Source organism: Chitinophaga sp. W3I9 (assembly GCF_050434025.1).
GTDB lineage: Bacteria > Bacteroidota > Bacteroidia > Chitinophagales > Chitinophagaceae > Chitinophaga.
Map to the genome: position 1 here is coordinate 5,181,603 of NZ_JBNPWC010000001.1, position 19,050 is coordinate 5,200,652.

Annotated in this window: 8 protein-coding genes; 2 read left to right on the plus strand and 6 right to left on the minus strand. The window is 44.9% G+C overall.

Going from position 1 to position 19,050, the window contains the following annotated elements; all coding sequences use genetic code 11:
- Positions 1–36 precede the first annotated feature (36 nt).
- The 6 genes from QFZ51_RS21055 to QFZ51_RS21080 form a co-directional block, all read right to left on the minus strand.
- Entirely contained in the window at positions 37–1,905 is a 1,869-nt protein-coding gene (locus QFZ51_RS21055; protein WP_429048597.1) for a lanthionine synthetase LanC family protein, read from the minus strand.
- Positions 1,902–2,786 carry a DUF6734 family protein gene (locus QFZ51_RS21060; protein ID WP_429048599.1) on the minus strand — a complete coding sequence of 295 codons (885 nt, stop codon included), beginning with the start codon at positions 2,784–2,786 and terminating at the stop codon, positions 1,902–1,904. Before QFZ51_RS21060 ends, QFZ51_RS21055 begins: the two co-directional genes overlap by 4 nt.
- Before the next feature lie 4 nt (positions 2,787–2,790).
- A complete protein-coding gene (locus QFZ51_RS21065; protein WP_429048600.1) occupies positions 2,791–12,387 on the minus strand; it encodes an amino acid adenylation domain-containing protein in 9,597 nt (3,198 codons plus the stop codon).
- Between the two features lie 7 nt (positions 12,388–12,394).
- Positions 12,395–14,425 (minus strand): AMP-binding protein, encoded by a 2,031-nt coding sequence (locus QFZ51_RS21070; protein ID WP_429048602.1) that lies wholly within the window; start codon positions 14,423–14,425, stop codon positions 12,395–12,397.
- A gap of 53 nt (positions 14,426–14,478) precedes the next feature.
- Positions 14,479–15,027 (minus strand): UpxY family transcription antiterminator, encoded by a 549-nt coding sequence (locus QFZ51_RS21075; RefSeq protein WP_429048603.1) that lies wholly within the window; start codon positions 15,025–15,027, stop codon positions 14,479–14,481.
- Positions 15,028–15,315: 288 nt separating this feature from the next.
- Positions 15,316–16,782, minus strand: coding sequence for a PfkB family carbohydrate kinase (locus QFZ51_RS21080; protein WP_429048605.1), 1,467 nt, complete (start codon positions 16,780–16,782; stop codon positions 15,316–15,318).
- Between the two features lie 872 nt (positions 16,783–17,654).
- Here QFZ51_RS21080 and QFZ51_RS21085 point away from each other — a divergent pair.
- Both QFZ51_RS21085 and QFZ51_RS21090 read left to right on the plus strand, forming a co-directional pair.
- Positions 17,655–18,293 (plus strand): response regulator, encoded by a 639-nt coding sequence (locus tag QFZ51_RS21085; protein WP_429048607.1) that lies wholly within the window; start codon positions 17,655–17,657, stop codon positions 18,291–18,293.
- Positions 18,294–18,329: 36 nt separating this feature from the next.
- Positions 18,330–19,037, plus strand: a complete 708-nt coding sequence (locus tag QFZ51_RS21090; RefSeq protein ID WP_429048609.1) for a thioesterase II family protein — start codon at positions 18,330–18,332, stop codon at positions 19,035–19,037.
- Positions 19,038–19,050 lie beyond the last annotated feature (13 nt).

Here is a 19,050-nt window from a genome sequence, read left to right on the forward strand (position 1 = left end):
TGCTTTGGGGACAAGCAGGTAGTTCCGCAGTTATCATTAACTGATAATGAATATTTCTCTATATATCCATTGTCTTATTTTCTCCAGGATTACACGATCCAGTTGTGCAAGAAAATTATCCGTATTACGGGAGCCTGTCAAAGAAAATAGAACATCTTCCAGCAGAGCGGGGGGCTGAGACTGAATGTAATAACCGATTTCCGTCAACGCCTGATGGATGGATTTAGGCTGTCGAAAAAGATGAAACAGCATAGCGGTATCCTGCCGAAGGATCATTTCCTGTCTATGTGCCCCATGGATTGTCTGAATAATATATTCAAATTTCCCGGCCGATCGCTGAACATTCTCCTGTTGCTTCGGGGACAGGTGGTTCAGATCATTGGCAAAACTCCAATCCCATTTTGTTTCTACCAGCTTTACCCGGTGAGATATACTGATCTGCTGGTTTTTCAACCATTCATCGGGTTTACTCAACTGAGTGGCTGACATCTCCTGGTAACGGCACCTGTCTGCAAAGAGTTGTAATAAAGAGCGATGATCCTGCTTCCACCATAAGAGCTTTTGGTGTTCCAGGGAAAACAGGTCTGACAAACATTGATAAGTTTTTTCAGGCAGTAATCCGACGGCATTGTTGCTGATAAAAACGGAAATATTACCAGCACCTGTTGGGGATGGTGTCAGCAAAAACGCCTCCAATACCGTAGGGGCCTCTTTCTCCAGGAAATAAATAGTACGTGGATAGTCAGCTTGTAGTAAACAACGCCTTACTTCCGGCAACCCGAATGGAAGGGATAGTGGCACTTGTGTATGCGCCATGTTAACAAATGGAACTAACACATTTTCTGCAATGGTTGCTCCGCCGCAGGCATGTAAAAGGAAATACAGCACGCCTATTTTACCATGCATAAGGCCACCTTTCAAATATTCTTCTTTCCGGACGGATGATAACCTCTCTGTCAATTCAGCAATGGTAGTGCCCAGAGCGAATCTTTCACGATACAAACAATACATTCCCCATCCACTTGTTCCTTCAAAAAGATCATCGCCGGTAAATATGCCACCCGGTTTTAATTTCGTATTCAGGTGCCGCACATTGCTATCCGGTGTTTCAACACCAGAAAACATAATACCGATAGCGCCATTTGCCCAGCTGTTATCATCAGTAGCCGTTAAAGATGTTGCACTCCCCCTGATGATAAGATCGAGTCCTTCGTTATTTGCGGCGCACTGCAATTGCGTCAATACGTATCTGATCCCCGCACTACCATACGCAAACCCTTCAGATGGATATTGACAGGTCTCTCCTTCCTGTATCCACCATATACGTCCTCCTTGTTCAGTGCGGGCATTTGTAATAATTCTCAGTGTATAGGCGGCGATATATTCCTGCAAAAAAGACGCGCCTGTGAGCAGATAAAGATGGTATATCACCAACAGGGTGCCGGCTCTTCCATCGTAGAGATAATCTGAGGTATGAACATCCTGCAAAAAAAGTCCATTCGCCGGTTTGATGAGTTCCAGCGATAGCGGCAGCAGGTGGTCCCTCCCTCCTAACTGATACGCCTGTATCAAGGCATATACAACACCCGCTCTTCCTGTATAAAGCGCATAATTATCTGTGGGATGCTCCTCACAGTATTGTACCAGGTCGCTGATGAGCGCATCTGTCAGGAGAAGATATTGATCTTCCTTTGTTTTCCTGTATAATGCTATCAGCATCAGAATAAGGCCGCTAACGCCGGTATCAATATTTTCCGGATTTGCCCATTGCAGCGCTCCAACAGGCGCCGGATCCTCCATTTTCCAGGCTGCACCCGTTCCGTGATCCAGAAAATAATTCACGAAGTTACCTGCCATATCTAATATTCGTGATTCAACAGTAGGAGTATATGGATCTTTAATCATACCTGGTGCGTTTTAATCAGGTGATTAATTTTTTGATAGTATTGCGGATGATCCTGTCTCAGACGGAATTCCAATGCGTCCAGTGTAAACCAGGATTTTTTGAGCACGCCGATCGTATGAATGAACCGGGTCCTCTCCGGAACTCCTGTAAAATCAATAATGTCATTTCCAAAGCGTACGAAATCCGGGTGCAGGTAGCTGATATTGATCCCGGCATCTTCCGACATAGCATGGAAAAGCAGCTGTTCGAAAATAGTATTAAACAAATCGATGTTTATTTTACTCAATGAGGCAATGTTATTGTCGATAAAAGCAAAGGCCTCTCTGACAAAGGCATGAAAGAAATCCGTATGCTGGCCGCCGATAATTCCTGCATTGGCAGCTACCAACCGGTTGTTCCGGCTAATGGTCCTGTCCAGTACAGATGGGTAAGAATTGAAAGCTTTGGCCACTTCTATAAATACACCTGAGTACCACCTGTTATAATCTTCCCCGTCTTCCTTGCATTGGCAAACAAGTGGCGCCTGCGCCAATCTGTCGCCAAATGGTTCCCATATAAATACATCCCCATCGGCATGAATAAACGGTTTATCCTGTAAGCCATACGCATACACCTTCCCCAACGCATACAGATCTTCATGATATCCATTCAAATCATCCAGTACTACTTTTACACTGGTATATGGCAGTCCGAGTTTATCAATGAGCAGATCATAACCGGCCTTATCTGTTACCAGTTCTACCTCGTCATAAAATTTCCTGAACTGCAATGCACTGAGCATCCAGCTATAATAGTTATACTTTCTGTCTGGCCATCCGCACCGGTTCCATTCACCGGCCTTCTGCCCGGGCTTAGACCATAAGCTCTGTACTATTTTCATTGGTTCAGATTTTAATTTGAACAAGTGTTTCCTTGTCGCGCAGTTGCTTTTCCTGATCCAGCACAAATGCTATCTGGTTAGCCAATTCTTCTATCGTTGCTTCTAACAGAAAATACGAAAGGTTGATACTTACATGATAAATACTCTTCACCCGCATAATCAGCTGTATGGCTTTCAGGCTGTGACCACCCAGGTCAAAGAAGTTGTCTCTGATGCCGATGTTATCTTTATGAAGCAGATCTTTCCAGATCAACTGCAGTGTTTTTTCTATCTCGTTTGAAGGGGGCACATAAGCAACCTTAACAGCAGCCACCTTATCAGGTTCGGGCAACAATTTCCGGTTAATCTTTCCCGTTGCCCCGATGGGAAATTCATTCATCGGTATGAACCAGGATGGTATCATATAAGCCGGTAGGCGCGCACTGAGATAACTCTTAAAGTTTATGTCAGGTACACTCTCCGAAACGATGATGTAGGCCGCGAGGTAATCGTCACCATCGGCGTTTTTCCAACAAAGCACCACCGCATTTTTCACCTCTTTATGCTGTTGCAATGCCTGCTCAACTTCTCCCAGTTCTACGCGATATCCATGAATTTTCACCTGTGAATCTTCCCGCCCTATAAAAACAACATTGCCATTGGAAGTCCATCTGCCCAGGTCCCCGGTTTTATAGAGCCGTTCACCTGTCCTGAATGGATGCGTTATAAACTTGTCTGCCGTAAGATCAGGTTTGTTGAGGTATGACAGCGCAAGGCCATCGCCGCTCAGATATATTTCCCCTACCGCGCCAATAGGCCGGATGTCCAACCGCTTATCAAGGATATATAGCTGCGTATTTGAAACAGGAGATCCGATAAGTACTTCATCCCCTGCCTGCATCTTATAACAGGTACTGTACGTAGTATCTTCGGAAGGACCATACAGATTTCTGACAACAATACCTTTCGACAGCAGCTGGTCCGCATATCGCTGCGGCAAAGGCTCTCCTGCCATGTTTACCACCGTTACACCACCCAGGTCAATATTTTCGTTCAACAGGTACCCCATTACAGCCGGTACCGTATTGATCAATACTTTTTCTTCGCGACTTAGAAAAACAGGGATCGACAATGGTCCGGACAAAAAGCGTATGCTTTTACCGGTAGTCAGCGTATAGAATATTTCAAATACAGAAAGATCAAAACAGATAGAGGTGGCACTATAAACCAGGTCAAAATCATCCCTGTCAAATTCCAGGTGGCACCAGTTGATAAAAGTGTTAAGACTATGATGACTAATCACCACGCCTTTTGGTGTTCCCGTAGATCCGGAAGTATATATCACATATGCCGTATCATTGGGCTGATGCCTGTAAGTCAAAACCGCCGGTTCACCTTTCGGCCATTTTCTGAAACGCTCCAGTTCTTCTTCATCAAACAATAATTTACAACCGCTGTCCGACATCATATAATCAATCCTATGTTGCGGATATGCCGGATCAACAGGTATATAAGCGGTACCGGATTTAATAATTCCCAGCAACACAATGATGATCCACTCACTTCGTTCGAGCTTCACACCAACCAGGTCGCCCGGCAATAAATGACGCGATGCCGCAAGATAGGCTGCAACTACATCTGAGGCTTCATCCAGCTCACGGTAACTAAGACGTTTCTCTTCAAACAATACCGCATCATACGCAGGATACAGGGCCGCTTTTTCCTTGAACTGATGAAGAAATGTGGCATCAGACGGAAATTCAATGGATGTATCGTTAAAGTCATCGCAGATTTTCTGTCTTTCATCCGCCGTAATGAATGGTAACTCACTGATTGGCCCGGCGGGATTAATAAGAATGGCATCCAGCAATACTTCAAAATTACCCGCCATTCTCTCTATTGTATCACGATGATATATATCACTATTGTATTCTATCATAAAATGCAGACCAGCTGCACGCTCCCGAAAGAAGAATGAAAGATCCACTTTACTGGTGGGATTAATATACTCCGGATAGGTACCTACAGCAAGATCGTCCAGCACCAGCTGCTCATGGCTTTGATTATCCTTATCTTCCAGCACCACCATTACGTCAAAAAGCGCATTGCGGCTCATGTCGCGTTTATACGGCAACATTGCCACCAGCTCCTCAAACGCCAGCTCCTGATGTGCAAAGGCGTCCAGACACACCTCTCTGACTTCCGCCAATAAAGTTCTGAAATCATGATGCCCGCTGCTACGTATTCTTAATGCAAGGGTATTGATGTATAGTCCTATTTGTTTTTCCAGATCCGCGTGCGCCCTTCCTGCTACCGGGCTACCAATCACGATATCCTCCTGTTGCGTGTAACGATGGAGTAATACAAATACAACTGATAACAAAGCTGTAAATAGTGTTCCTCCTTCTACTTCCTTCACCAGGGAGAACAACCGATCACTCTTTTCCTTTGATATTTTCCTGTATACGGTTCCTCCGGAAAATGTTTTTACGGGAGGCCGCTTTGTATCGCCGTAAAGGTTTAATACAGGCAGTACTCCGGAAAACTGCTGCTGCCAGTAAGGTCTGTCTGTATCGGATATCGTTTGCTGCGAATGTGATAATTGCCAGGAAACATAGTCCTTATACTGAAAGGGAAGTGGAGTTATTTCTATCTCCAGCTTTCTTCTGTAAGCGTTATAACGTTGAGAAAGTTCGGCCGCCAGAATCTGTGTAGACCATCCATCGCTGATGATATGATGCATCACATAGATGAGTACCCAGCTATTGTTTGCGAGGTGGAACAAGCCGGCCCGTAACAGCGGCCCCGTGGTCAGATCAAAGGGCTGTGCATTCGCTGTTTCCAGCAAACCTCTTAGTTGCTCTTCACCATTATCAGCCATTGTGAGATCTGTCACCGGAATATGAAAATCCGTTGTGTACTTAAGTATCACCTGGGTTATTTCTCCCTGTTCATTTTCGCGAAAAACGGTACGCAGGGATTCATGACGGGCAATGGTAGCGGTGAACGCACGCTCCAGCGCTGCAATATCAAGATTACCTTCAAGTGTATATATCCCCGTAATATGGTAAGCAATACTCCCTCCGTGAAGTTGACTAAGTCCCCATATCCGGTGTTGGGAAGCAGATAACGGATAGGACGATTGCTCTTTCAGTGCCGGTATCTGAGAAAAAGATACTTTCTGTAATTCGGATATCCGACGGGCCTGGGCTGTCAGCAAGGGATTTTCAAACAATTCCCTCACCGGCACTTTTACTTCAAAATGACGGTGAATCTGAGCAGCCAGTCTTATGGTCTTCAAACTATTGCCTCCGAGTGTAAGGAAATTATCTGCTGCACTTAGCACCTCCTTATCCAATATATCAGACCAGATTGCTGCAAGCGCTATCTCTGCTTCATTTTGGAACGGAATATGCGTAACGTCTGCGGACAGATCGCATCCCTTCAATGCCGCCAATGCCTTCCGGTCGGCTTTACCACTGGGCGTCAGTGGAATATGATCCAGCTGGATAAATGTGGCTGGAAGCATATGCGGAGCCAGGACATTTGCGAGGTGGGCTTTTATTCCGCTGATATGAAGTGGTTCTTTACCGGTAATGCAGGCCACCAGCTCCTTTGAGCCATCGGCAGCTATCCGTGCTATCACTACGGCTGCTTCAACAGAAGGATATTGTTTGAGGGCTGTTTCAATTTCCCCCGGTTCAATACGATATCCCCTGATTTTAATCTGTTCATCCTTTCTGCCGATGAAGTCTACTACACCTCCCGCCAACCATCTTCCAAGGTCACCGGTTTTATACATCACTGCACCTGGCAGGAAAGGATCCGATACAAACTTTTCTGCGGTCAATGCCGGCTGGTAAATATACCCATTACCAACACACAGGCCTGATATGAAAATTTCCCCTATACATCCCATCGGCAGCTGCTGATGTTGTGGGTCAAGAATATACAGGCGGCAGTTGTTTACCGGTATACCAATAGGAAAACTACCGGCAGTATGCCATTCATCTGTGTTAATCTTATACCAGCTTACTACGTCCGTGCATTCAGTTGGACCGTAGGAATTAATCACTGCCCCATGAAAATGCCCGGAAGTAATCAAACCATCGAGTTCGCCCATGAGCACTGGTTCTCCGCCCAATACCACATTACGCACGGAGGTCAGCTTTTTATAATGATCACTGATAATAGTATCAAGTAAAGGATAGAAGGCGCTGGGAGCAGAATTTATCACCGTTACCTGCCTGGCAGTAATCGTATCTGCCAACTGATAATAATCGCCGTAAAAGTCATCCGGCACACATAAGCGACACCCGCTTATCAAAGGTGCAAATATGTTCTTCTGGGCAAGATCGAAGCTCACCGGGGCCATCAGAAGCACACAATCATCGGCCTGCAGGTGCAGCGCTGATTGATACCACCATACCAGGTTGGTAAATGAATTATGACGAACCATGGCACCTTTGGGGCCACCGGTTGATCCGGAAGTGTAGATCACATACACCAGGTCCTGTGGACTATTTACCTGCACAGGATCGGCAGCGCTATATTCTTCCTGTAATTTATGAAAAGCCTGTAACCAGTTTTCATCGATGACCATGGCACAACGACTGTCTTCCACCATATACCTGATACGCTCTGCCGGATATCCGGTATCCAGGGGAAGATATGCAGCACCACTTTTCAATACGCCCAGTATCGCAACAATAAGTGATTCACTTTTGGGAAGGTTTACACCAATGAGACTATTGGGCTTTACCTGGCTATCTGCCCGCAGGCGGGCGGCAATACGATTGGCCTGCTCGTTGAGCGCGCGGTAAGTGAGTGTTCCAGCGCCACAAACAATGGCAATGTTATCAGGAGTTTGTTGAACTTGTTGCTCAAACAGTTGCACAACTGTTTGCTCTTCCGGGAATGATTGTTTTGTTCCGCTAAACCCCAGTAATACCTCCTTCTCCCGGGTACCCAGGTAATCCAATTTTGATAATGATGTATCCGGCCATTGTATAACCGCTGACGCGATTCCCACAAAATGTCCGGCCATGCTGCGAATTATATTATGGTTGAACAATCCGGTGTTATAAGTTATCCGCAGGGAATAAGCTCCGTTGTTAATAACAATATCAAACAACAGATCAAATTTGGCCGCAGTGAAGAGTTCCGGTTCGTACTTCCGGATTCGCAAATTTGGTAGCCCGCCGCTACCGCTGCTTCCTCCCGGTGTTTCCTCCCAGAGGGTCAGTACAATATCGAATAGCGGGTTCCTTGCCGGATCCATAGGAAGGTGGAGAGCATCGACCAAAAGATGATATGGATACTGTTGATGTTTAAAAGCGTTGGTGACGGTATTTCTGACCTGCGTTACCAGGTCTCTGAAATTGCCCTCCCCGTTAAAGGTTGTCCGGAGCGCCAGCATGTGGATATAAAGCCCCATCTGGTCTTTTACGGCAGCATGTTCACGGCCGGCAACAGGGCTGCCAATAATAATATCCTCCTTTCCCGTATACCGGTATAATAAAGTATTCAGGACTGCGAGCATACACATAAAAACGGTTGCGCCGTTTTCTTTTGCCACCTGATCCAATCCTTCTACCAACTGGTTATCCAGTGGTATCGTAAAAATTGCACCATCATATCTTTTGACTGCCGGCCTTACTTTAAACGGCAGATCGATAAGCGGCAGTTCCCCTTGAAATTGTTGCAGCCAATAGTCCCGTTGTTGCCCGAATGCATTTTCCGCCAGCAATTCGTTTTGCCAAACGGCAACATCCTTATATTGAATGGTAAGTGCTGCCGGTGGTAAAGCCATATCATCCATATACTGGATGTAATACCGGCGTATATCACTAAACAGCACGTCTAATGACCATCCATCGGCAATAATATGATGCAATACACAGGCAAATATCCAGGTATGCTCTTCTACCTGGTATAAGAAAGCACGCAGTAATACGGGTATATTCAGATCAAATGGCTGAAAAAGTGCTGCCTGCAGCAGTTGCTGCAGCAATGCCTCTTTCCCTGGTTCATTTACCAGGTGATGACAGGCAATATTAAAAGGTAGCAGGCCATCCGGGTGAATGATCTGTCTGATATCTCCATCGGGAGTTTCGGAGAAAGAGGTGCGCAAAACTTCGTGTCGTTCAATAACGCATCTGAAAGCATATTCCAACGCGTCTTTTACCAGTTCTCCTTCCATCACATACACACCGGGCATATTGTAGGCAGCACTGGCTTCAGGCTGCTGACTGAGAATCCATAGTTGTTGCTGCGCAGCAGACAACGGATAGTTCCTGCGAATAGCTGCCCGGGGAATGAGCCGCTGCACCTGCTCTTTGTTTTGTTGTATCCATGCAGCCATTTCCGCCACAGTAGGATGCAGCAAAAGATTATCAAGCAACACCGATACACCAAATTCCTGGTGTAACCGGCTGGCAAGCGCAATTGCCTTGAGGCTATTGCCGCCAATTAAGAAAAAGTTATCTGTTATACTCACCTTTACCAGATGTAACAGCTCACACCATATGAGGGCAATTTTTTCTTCTGTGGCATTACCCGGCATACTGTAATTTATCTCCGGAGCTTCTTCCAACGGCCTTTGCTGCAACTCCTTGCGGTTTACCTTTCCGTTGGGCATCATTGGCAGTTCAGACAAATAAATAAAATCCGAAGGAATCATATACGATGGCAATAAAGACTTTCCGTAATCAGCCAGGTAAGTGGCCTCAATGGGTTGTTCGCCAGTCAGATACGCCACCAGCTTTTTATCGCCGGCCATATTCGTATGGGGCACTACCACAACAGGTCCGATACCCGGGTAGGTGGCAAGCACTTCTTCTACTTCACCCGGCTCTATTCGAAACCCGTTAATCTTCACCTGCGCATCATTTCTACCTACAAAAGCAATATTACCATCAGGTAACCATCTGCCCAGGTCACCGCTTCGATACATATAACCATGTCCGAACGGATCGGGCAGGAATTTCTCCATTGTCAGGTCGGGCCGGTTCAGATATCCTTTTCCCACTCCTTCACCTGCAATAAAAATTTCGCCGTTGATACCTGTTGGTTGCGGCTTTTTACCTTCATCCAGGATATAAATACGGGTATTGGCGATCGGACGGCCAATCAGTATTTGCCCATCCTTTTTTGTTTTGTACACTGTGTTGTAAATAGTTGTCTCCGTTGGCCCGTATAAGTTCCTGACAACGGGACCATCGGGTATTCTGCTGAGGAGCTGGGGAGACAGCATCTCTCCCGCCAGGTTAAGTACACTCACATTGCCCAGATCTGCATGTCCGTCCAGCAACGCATTCAACACACCAGGCACCGTATTTAGCAGAAATTTGTCTGTAGCAGATAACTGCTGCGGCACAGCCAGATAACCGGGAAGAAATAGTAGTTTCTTTCCAATAGATAACGTAAAAAATATCTCAAAAACTGACAGGTCAAAACAGATAGAAGTAACACCCAGCACGGTATCAAAATCATCATCCGAAAACTCCGACTTGCACCAATGGATAAATGCGTTCAGATTACGATGCGTTATCATCACACCTTTGGGTGTTCCTGTAGACCCCGAGGTATAAATCACATACGCCAGCGCATCCATCGTTACAATGATATCCGGATTATCTTTACTATACTCTTCCCGCACTGCTTTGAAAGCTTCTAACATATTTATATCGATAGTCGTTTTGCAACTGCTATCGCTTATAATAAAGCTGATTCTTTCTGCCGGGTAATCAAGATCAATCGGTACATAAGCCGCTCCACTTTTTAGCACTGCCAGGATGGAAATGATAGTCCATTCACTACGCGGTAATTTCACGGCAATACGATCATCCCGATTCGGCTGGTGGTGTACACGCAGATAATGCGCCAGTTGATTGGCCAGGTCATTTAACCTGCTGTAAGTAAAAGATTGTTCACCATATACCAGCGCTATGGCATCCGGCGTTCGCCTTACCTGTGCTTCAAACTGATCTGTTACCTGCCTTGTAAGGTCAAACGGTGCCTCCGTTTTATTGAATAGCTGCAATACGCGTTCTTCCTCCAGCGGATCTGTGATCTTTATACTACCCAGCGTTGCACCGGGGTTAAACAATAGCTGTTTAACGATGTGCTGCCACATATTAAAATACCGGACGATGGTGTCGCTGGTAAATAATGAGCTTGCATATTCCACTTCCAGATAAAAATAATTTCCTGGTTCGCTGCTAAAACTAAAACTCAGATCGAACTTTGAGAATGTCTGCTCTCTTGCCGTTTGCATTACACCGGGTAATACAGTATCCATCGGCTTCATCTCAATCGCTTGTTTAGTGCTTTGCCACATACTCCCGTCACCGGCGGCAACATCCTGTAATACCATCAGCACGTCAAAGAGAGGATTATGCCCTGGCTCCCAGCGCAGGTCAAGGTCGTTCACTATTTTATCAAAAGGATAGTCCTGGTATTCGAATACGCGGAAGGTATTATCAGCGGTTTGCTTCAAAAATTCACTCCAGGTTACATCTGCCCGGATAACAGACCGCAACGGCAGTACATTCACATATAGACCTATCTGTTCGTGCAGATCATAATGACTTCTTCCTGATACCGGCGTACCGATAATAATATCCTGCTGTCCGGAAATTTTACTTAACAGCAACGTGATGGTAGCCATGAGAAAGTTGAAAGGCGTAACACCTGATTGCTTGCAGTAATTGTTAATCTCCGGGTAAAACCCGTTACCAAGATCAAACCTTGCGACAGCGCCCGCGAAAGACCTCGTTAATGGTCTGCTGAAATCTGAAGGCAGCATCAAGGAGTCGGGCGCCTGTGATAAATAGTGCGACCAAAATGCCTTTGCTCTCCGGCCGTATTCGCCGTTCAGTAAAATTTCCAGCCATTTTGTGTAATCTTTATATTGAATAGAAAGCGGCGCGTTATGCCCGCCTCCATTTTCATAGCACTGCATTATCTCCTTTATCATCAGCATCACGGAGCGACCATCGCTTACCAGGTGATGTACAGAAAGGATAAACACATGTTCATCATCAGACAATTGCAGTAATGCAGCACCTACTAAAGGGCCATTATAGAGGTCTGAAACCTGCAGCATAAAATGCCGGATCTCCGCTATTACCGGCTGCATCGGATATTGTTCTGCTCTCAGATCCAGGTACCGCAGGCCTAAGGCTGATGGAGACAATACGGTTTGTCGTACACTTCCATTTACTTCTCTGAAAACGGTACGTAATGATTCATGTCGATTTATCAGCCATTGAAAAGATGTCAGCAGACGGTCTTTCTCCAGTGCCCCTTTCAGGTACAACGGCGTTACAATATTATAGGCAGCATTTCCGGATTTATCCCTACACAGCATCCAGATCCTTTGCTGCGCATTGGAAGCCAGGTAGTCCGGCTGCCATGGAACAGGCAGAATCGCAGCTGATCTGTGGCGGTCCAGGGCTTCGTTCAGGAAATCTTTCAGCTCCTGCTTACGGTCCTCTATTGCCTGCAATAAAGCAGGAGACAGCAGTGACACATCGCCGTGCAGGTGCAATTCCTCATGAATAAGCCGTGGAATAATCTTCTTCCGCTTTAACTCGGTAATAATCGCCAAAACATTCATACAGTACCTATTCAAAAACGTTATTCTCTTTCAGCCATAATTTGCCTTCAATGGTGGCAATCAGACCAGACAAAGTATTATCCTGTAGTATTTTTGCTATATCCACATTAATATGCAACTCCCTGTTAATGGTGTTAATCAAATCAGTGGCACGCAAAGAATCGATTCCCATGGCTGTCAGCTCTGTATCAGCATCAGGTGAATCGTCGCGCATATGCTTAACTTTATGGGCGATCATAGCAGTGAGATATCTATAAATGATGTCATAGTCTCCCAGCTCAATCACCTGTGAAGGAGGGATCAGTTCCGGCATAGATACGTTTTCTGCCCTGTCTGACTTCAGCTCCCCGAGAGATTTGATAATATCGAATGCGCCCGTTGCATAGTATACACCGCACTTAACCCGCTGTAATTTGCCACTCGTTGTTCTGGGTATGCCATGCGGACGGACAAGGAGTACATCATGAGGGGCCATGCCTAACAAACCACCTGTAAGATCGCTGATCGCGCGGATAACGCTATCTGCATCCAGGGTATTCATTGCGGAGCGCTTCACTTCCACTGCCACAATTATTTTATCTGGTGAGCCTGGTAACGGGAATATAGCTACTCCGTTATTTTCAATGGATTCACTGCACTGGCTGATCATTAACTCCAGATCATACGGATAAATATTGCGTCCCCGTAAGATTAACATTTCATCTCTTCTGCCATGAATATAAAGTTCACCCTGGTACATAAATCCAAGGTCTCCGGTGCGGAGAAACACCTCATCCCCCTGGCAATGAAACAGCGTATCGCTATCTCTGTTCCAATATCCGCGGGTTATACTGTCGCCACCAATGCATACCTCTCCTTCCTCCAGCTCCCCGCATTCTATATATGCTTGTGTAGAAATAATTTTCACTTTTATACCACTGGCGATGCTCCCCGCGCTTACTATCGGCTGAGACGCAGCATCTTCTTCCTCACACAGGGATATTTTTCCGGAGGCCGGCACTTCTTTCCTGATAAAAATGGTGCGCGGTATATTATCTCCTTTGGCGCCGGAAACCATCAGTGTCGCCTCTGCCAATCCATAACAGGGATGAAAGGAGGCGGCATTGAATCCAGCACTTTTAAATTTCTCTGAAAAATGATTTATGGTAGTATAGCGGACAGGCTCCGCGCCATTGAATGCTATTTTCCAGCCCGCCAGGTCAAGGGATGGTATGATAGTACTATCAATTTTACTGACACACAGATCATAGGCGAAATTAGGGCCGCCGCTGTGTGTTGCTTTATATTTAGAGATATACTTCAGCCAGGTGTCGGGTGCTCTCAAAAAATGCAGTGGTGTTATTAACACGGCTGTACATCCTGCATAAATAGCGTGTAGTATATTCCCAACAAGTCCCATATCGTGATGAAATGGCAACCAGGAAAAAATGACAGCATCTTTATCGCAGCCAAATGTTTGTTTAATAGCGGCCTGATTACAGATCAGGTTTTTGTGGGAAACAATCACTCCTTTCGGATGGCCGGTGGAGCCGGAAGTGTATTGCAGGAATGCAATTTCATGCAGCGTAGGTGCATTTACTGCGGTGCTGCCATTATGTTCATCCGTTACGACAATCCGCAGATGTGCTGTATCCGGATGCTTATTTACGCAGTCCTGCAGCACTACTGCTGTTTTGGAAGTACACAGTATAGTCCGGGCGTCTGCATCCCGTATAACCGGCAATATTTTCTGCAACTGTGCGGCTCTTTGAAAATAATATACCGGCACGGGAACAATACCACTGTACTGGCATGCAAGGAAAGCCGTGATAAACTCCGGTATTTCCTGGTATACCAACAATACTCTTTCTCCGTATAGTTGCAGCATATTGAGGCTGGCCGACAGTGTTTCCACTTGTTTCAGCAATTGAGCGAATGTAATTTCACATTCTACGCCTTCATTATTGTTTGGGAAAATATAAACAGGCTGCATAGGAGACAAAGCAGACTGCTGTATCAAGGCATGGATGATACTTTTGTAATCGTGGATAACGCTCATTATTGTACGATGCCATTTCGGGTAAACAGATTTCCGTTATCGTGTGTTATCCGTTATAAACGGTCATTGGTAACGCAGGAGTAGCACGAAGATTCTTCCCTCGACAGTACTGCTTCTTCGGGCAGTGTTACTATGAGACTTCGTTGCAGTAGTTGCACCCGAATCAATAGTTGTTGCTTATTCTTATATGTCACTACTTCACCGTCAACCCCGGTTAGCGCACCATGGCTGATTACCAGGCGATGTCCCGGTTGAAAATAATCTCTCGAGACTTCTACATCCTCGACTTTGTCGGCAATAAGGCGAATATTATTAATCACGGAGTCATTCACTCTCACCGCGTGTTTTCCGCATTTTACATATGAAAGTACGCCTTCCGTATCCATACCACCATAATAGCTTTTTATATCTTCCAGGCGGACAAAAATGTAGGAAGGAAATAGGGGTTCATCAACATACTTACAACGATCATGTAATTTTTTAAAGGTCTTTCTCATAGGCAGCAGGCATTCTATTTGTTTATCTGCTAACCGGCTCCAAACTTTTTTCTCATGGCGTGACCTGGTATAAATAAGATACCAACCAATCTGGAATATGCTCATAACGATTCAATTTAACATAGACTAGGTTTCCTTAATTATGCAAACAACGTTCGTACCTATTGCACGAAATATATAGACTAACAAATTTTAAAGATAGTTTTGATAGATAGTTAACATAGCTACCGCAACTGCAAGTAACAAACTTACTCTACGTTGGCCCGGGGAGGCATAAGTTGAAACTGATTTTCGTTACTCAGTTTCTTGGAAGTACAATTTAATAACTGAATGGGTGACAATCCGTAGAAATTTCCGCCGTTTTAATTTCGGTTTTTACGAAAAGGTTGTTGTTTATTCAGACTTAGCTTTTCCTGCATGGATACGGTTGAGTATGAGTGACGTGGATCGGTTCGGCAGCAATGGAATCAATACTATTTCTCCTCCAACATTTTCTACCACAGTGGCTTCCGGCATTTGATCTTTCGTATAGTCATCACCTTTAGTCACTATATGTGGGTTAACTGCCAATATCACCGGGATAGGTGTATCGTCTGTTTCGTTACCAAAGGCTATAATATGGTCTACTGCGCCCAGACCGGCTAATACTTCTATTCTGTCGGCCAGATTATTGATGGGTCTGGTGGATCCCTTTAACCGTCGGATGCTTTCATCGGTATTAATCCCCACAATTAATACATCGCCAAGCTCCCGGGACCTGTTGAGATAACTTACATGGCCGTTATGCAGAATATCAAAACAACCATTGGTGAATACGATTTTTTTTCCCTGGCCTTTGTACATTTCGCTGATATACTCCAGCTGTTGCAGATCCTGCACATACTTTTCATTGATGGCCAGATAGGCTCTCAATTCCTGGAAGTTGCAATTGGCAGTTGTTTTCTTACTGATAGCCACTGCAGCAGCTGCTGCAGACAATTCCGCCGCGGTAGTAACATCGGCGCCCGATAAAGATGCCAGTGTGAAAGCACTGATATATACATCTCCGGCACCGGCTACCTGTGGCGATGATACCGGATGCGCATAACAGCGGTATGCCGGTTGTGGTCCTTCAAATATAACTGCGCCTTCCTCATCCAACGTAATTGCGGTGATGGTAGCGCCCGTTTTGCGAAATAATTCAGGCCCCAACTCACTCACCTGTTGTATTCTTCCCACATTTTTCCGCTGCTGCCCCAGCAGCTCCATCGCCTCTTTATAGTTAGGCTTTATCAGGGCTGGACGCAGATTGGTGAAGCAATCCAGGCGACAGGAATCTACCGCTATGAAATTTTCGTCTCCCGAACAGGCAGTTTCAAGATAGCTGATAATGGCTGGTGTAATAAGGCCCTTATTGTAATCCGCAATAACAATGGCGGTATGGTATTTCAGGTGCTCTTCCAATGCGGCGATAAACGCCACCTCCAATTCAGTGGAGATAGCGCTTTCCGTTCCTTTATCGTAACGGAGTAATAACCGATCCTGCGCCATTATCCTGGTTTTTACAATGGTACTTCTGCTATCGTGTTGCAGTACTACACAATTAACCCCTGCAGCCTTAAGCATCGAGATCGCTTTGTTACCTTTATTATCCTGACCGGCAATACTGCAAAACGTTACCTCTGCACCCAGTAATCTCAGGTTCATGGCAGTGTTGGCAGCTCCTCCCAGCGCAGTGATACCCGACAGTATATCTACTACAGGAACCGGTGCTTCCGGTGTAAGCCTGGTACTGGCCCCTTTCAGGTATACATCAAGAATGATGTCGCCAATTACCAGCACACTACATTGCTGGAAGCGGGCAATCAATGGTTGATACATATAAAAAAATTTACTTTCTACGGATATGTAGATATTAAGATGGTGTTATTCTCCCCGGGAATCTGCAAAACTGCAGGCAGATCGCAGTCATCCTGTGGCGGCCACCCTGTGATCCCCTTTGAACTGATCAGACTGACCATAGCGGTTGGACGTATGGTCCGGGTACAGCTATCGCTACTGTAAGGAACAAACTTTAATTCCTATTCGTAAAAATAACATCTCTGATAAAACCCAGGATGTTATCACTACGAAAAAATTAATACGGTTTTTGCGAAAAAACCATATATTTATTCCTGTATCGCAAGCTTCAAAATAACAATTATTTTACCTGGCTGCCACTGCAGATCTGGCAACTGTATTAATTATGGAAGCTATTTGAAGGAGTGCGTAGCAGTGCACGAACTGAAAAAATTACAGTGTTGGTCAGGTTATCCTCAAAGAACCCGTTAACGAAAAAAAAATCAATTGCGAATATGACAACTGATACCCGATTCCATTTAATGAGCCCTGTTGGAGCTATAGAATTTTCAGAACGCAAGCATCTATGTATTCGCTTTCATTCACAATCCTTGTCAACAATATATTTGTGGCATATCTGCCATTTTTAACTATGCTGAAGTAATTTTCTCAAAAAAAATTTGTAAATTTCTCTCTATTATTTTGTTGCCCGTGGGATCGCTGAAAATTGCCTGAGCAGGAGAAAAAAATGTAAGTAGAGAATTACAACCGATAGTAAATTGCATAAAAGTCGTCCTGATTGGCAATGCTTTGCCTCAATCACAAGACCGCTATGTTAGCTTACTTTAAATTCAAATAGTCCGAATAATTCATTTGCCAATTGAGATTTCCATTGTCCTTTAACTTTTCATGCTATGTACCCGAAACCGATAACCCTGGCGCTCCTGGACAAGCAACTACTATTTACTGAAATCCTAAAGAGTTTTCTGCTTGAACATAGGGAAATAAATAAAATAATCCATTCTACGGAGGTCCACGAACTCTTGCTTAAGCTCAGGCATACTACGGTGGACATATTAATTTTCGATCCCCGTATGCAGGATGTGCACCCGAACAGCATCATGCGACTGGTACAGAAAGAACATCCCGATATAAAAATATTGATGCTATCTGAGAATGTACGAAACTTTGCGGCAGATCAACAGGTCGAACATAACATCTACGGATATATTTCAAAGTCTGATTCGGTACACGAACTACTTGACGCCATTTTGACCATTTCCAGCGAAAGAATTTACCGTAACGGGCATTTTACCGAAATGCTCTATTATCGGCAGCAGCATAATAAAAACCTGATCTCCCTCAATGAAAGGGAAATTAAACTCCTTATATTATTATGGGAAGAAAAAAGTAATAAAGAAATTGCAGATCAGCTTTTCGTAGGAATCAGATCTGTGGAGAAGCTCAGGCAGAACATAAAAGAAAAAATCGGTGTAACCTCTACGGTAGGACTGCTTAAGTATGCCATAAAACAGGGTCTGTTATCACTCTAGCACAAAAACCAATTCCGGACTGGACAAAATATTATAATGAAAGCAGATAAACCGCAATTATTCCTACTGCATTTCGCCGGAGGAAACATATATTCCTTCCGCGCTATGATACCTCTACTGACTGCATTTGATGTCGTCCCGCTGGAACTTCCGGGGAGAGGAAAAAGAAGCTCCTCTCCCCTGCTATACGATTTCAAATCAGCAGTAACAGATATATATGAACAGATTTGCGCCGGGCGGAATAGTGCCCGCTTTATTATATTCGGACACAGTTTGGGCGCCTACCTGGCACTCGCAGTTACGCAGCTGCTGGAAAAACATCTTCAACCACCTGCATTTCTTTTTACCAGTGGTAATGCCGGACCAGGCATTCGAAATAACACGGATTGGCACCTGTTGGATGATCGTGATTTTATCGAGAAGCTGACTGCACTTGGTGGTATACCACCAGAGTTCCTGGAAGATGAAGACCTGATGAACTACTACCTACCGATACTCAGGGCAGATTTTGAATTAGCAGAGAAAAGTACATTTGATCCATTCGTTACCCATGTCCCTATTTATGCCATGATGGGAAGCCAGGAAGAAAATACCGGTAACATCGGCAACTGGCAGAGATTTACCCATGCTTCTTTCCGCTACAGCCTCTTTGAAGGCGGACATTTCTTCATCCACACTCATCCGGAAAAAATTGCAGCTATTATCAATACATATTGCAACAGCATCACTTCTGCTGTTAAATAACCTTATCTTAGAA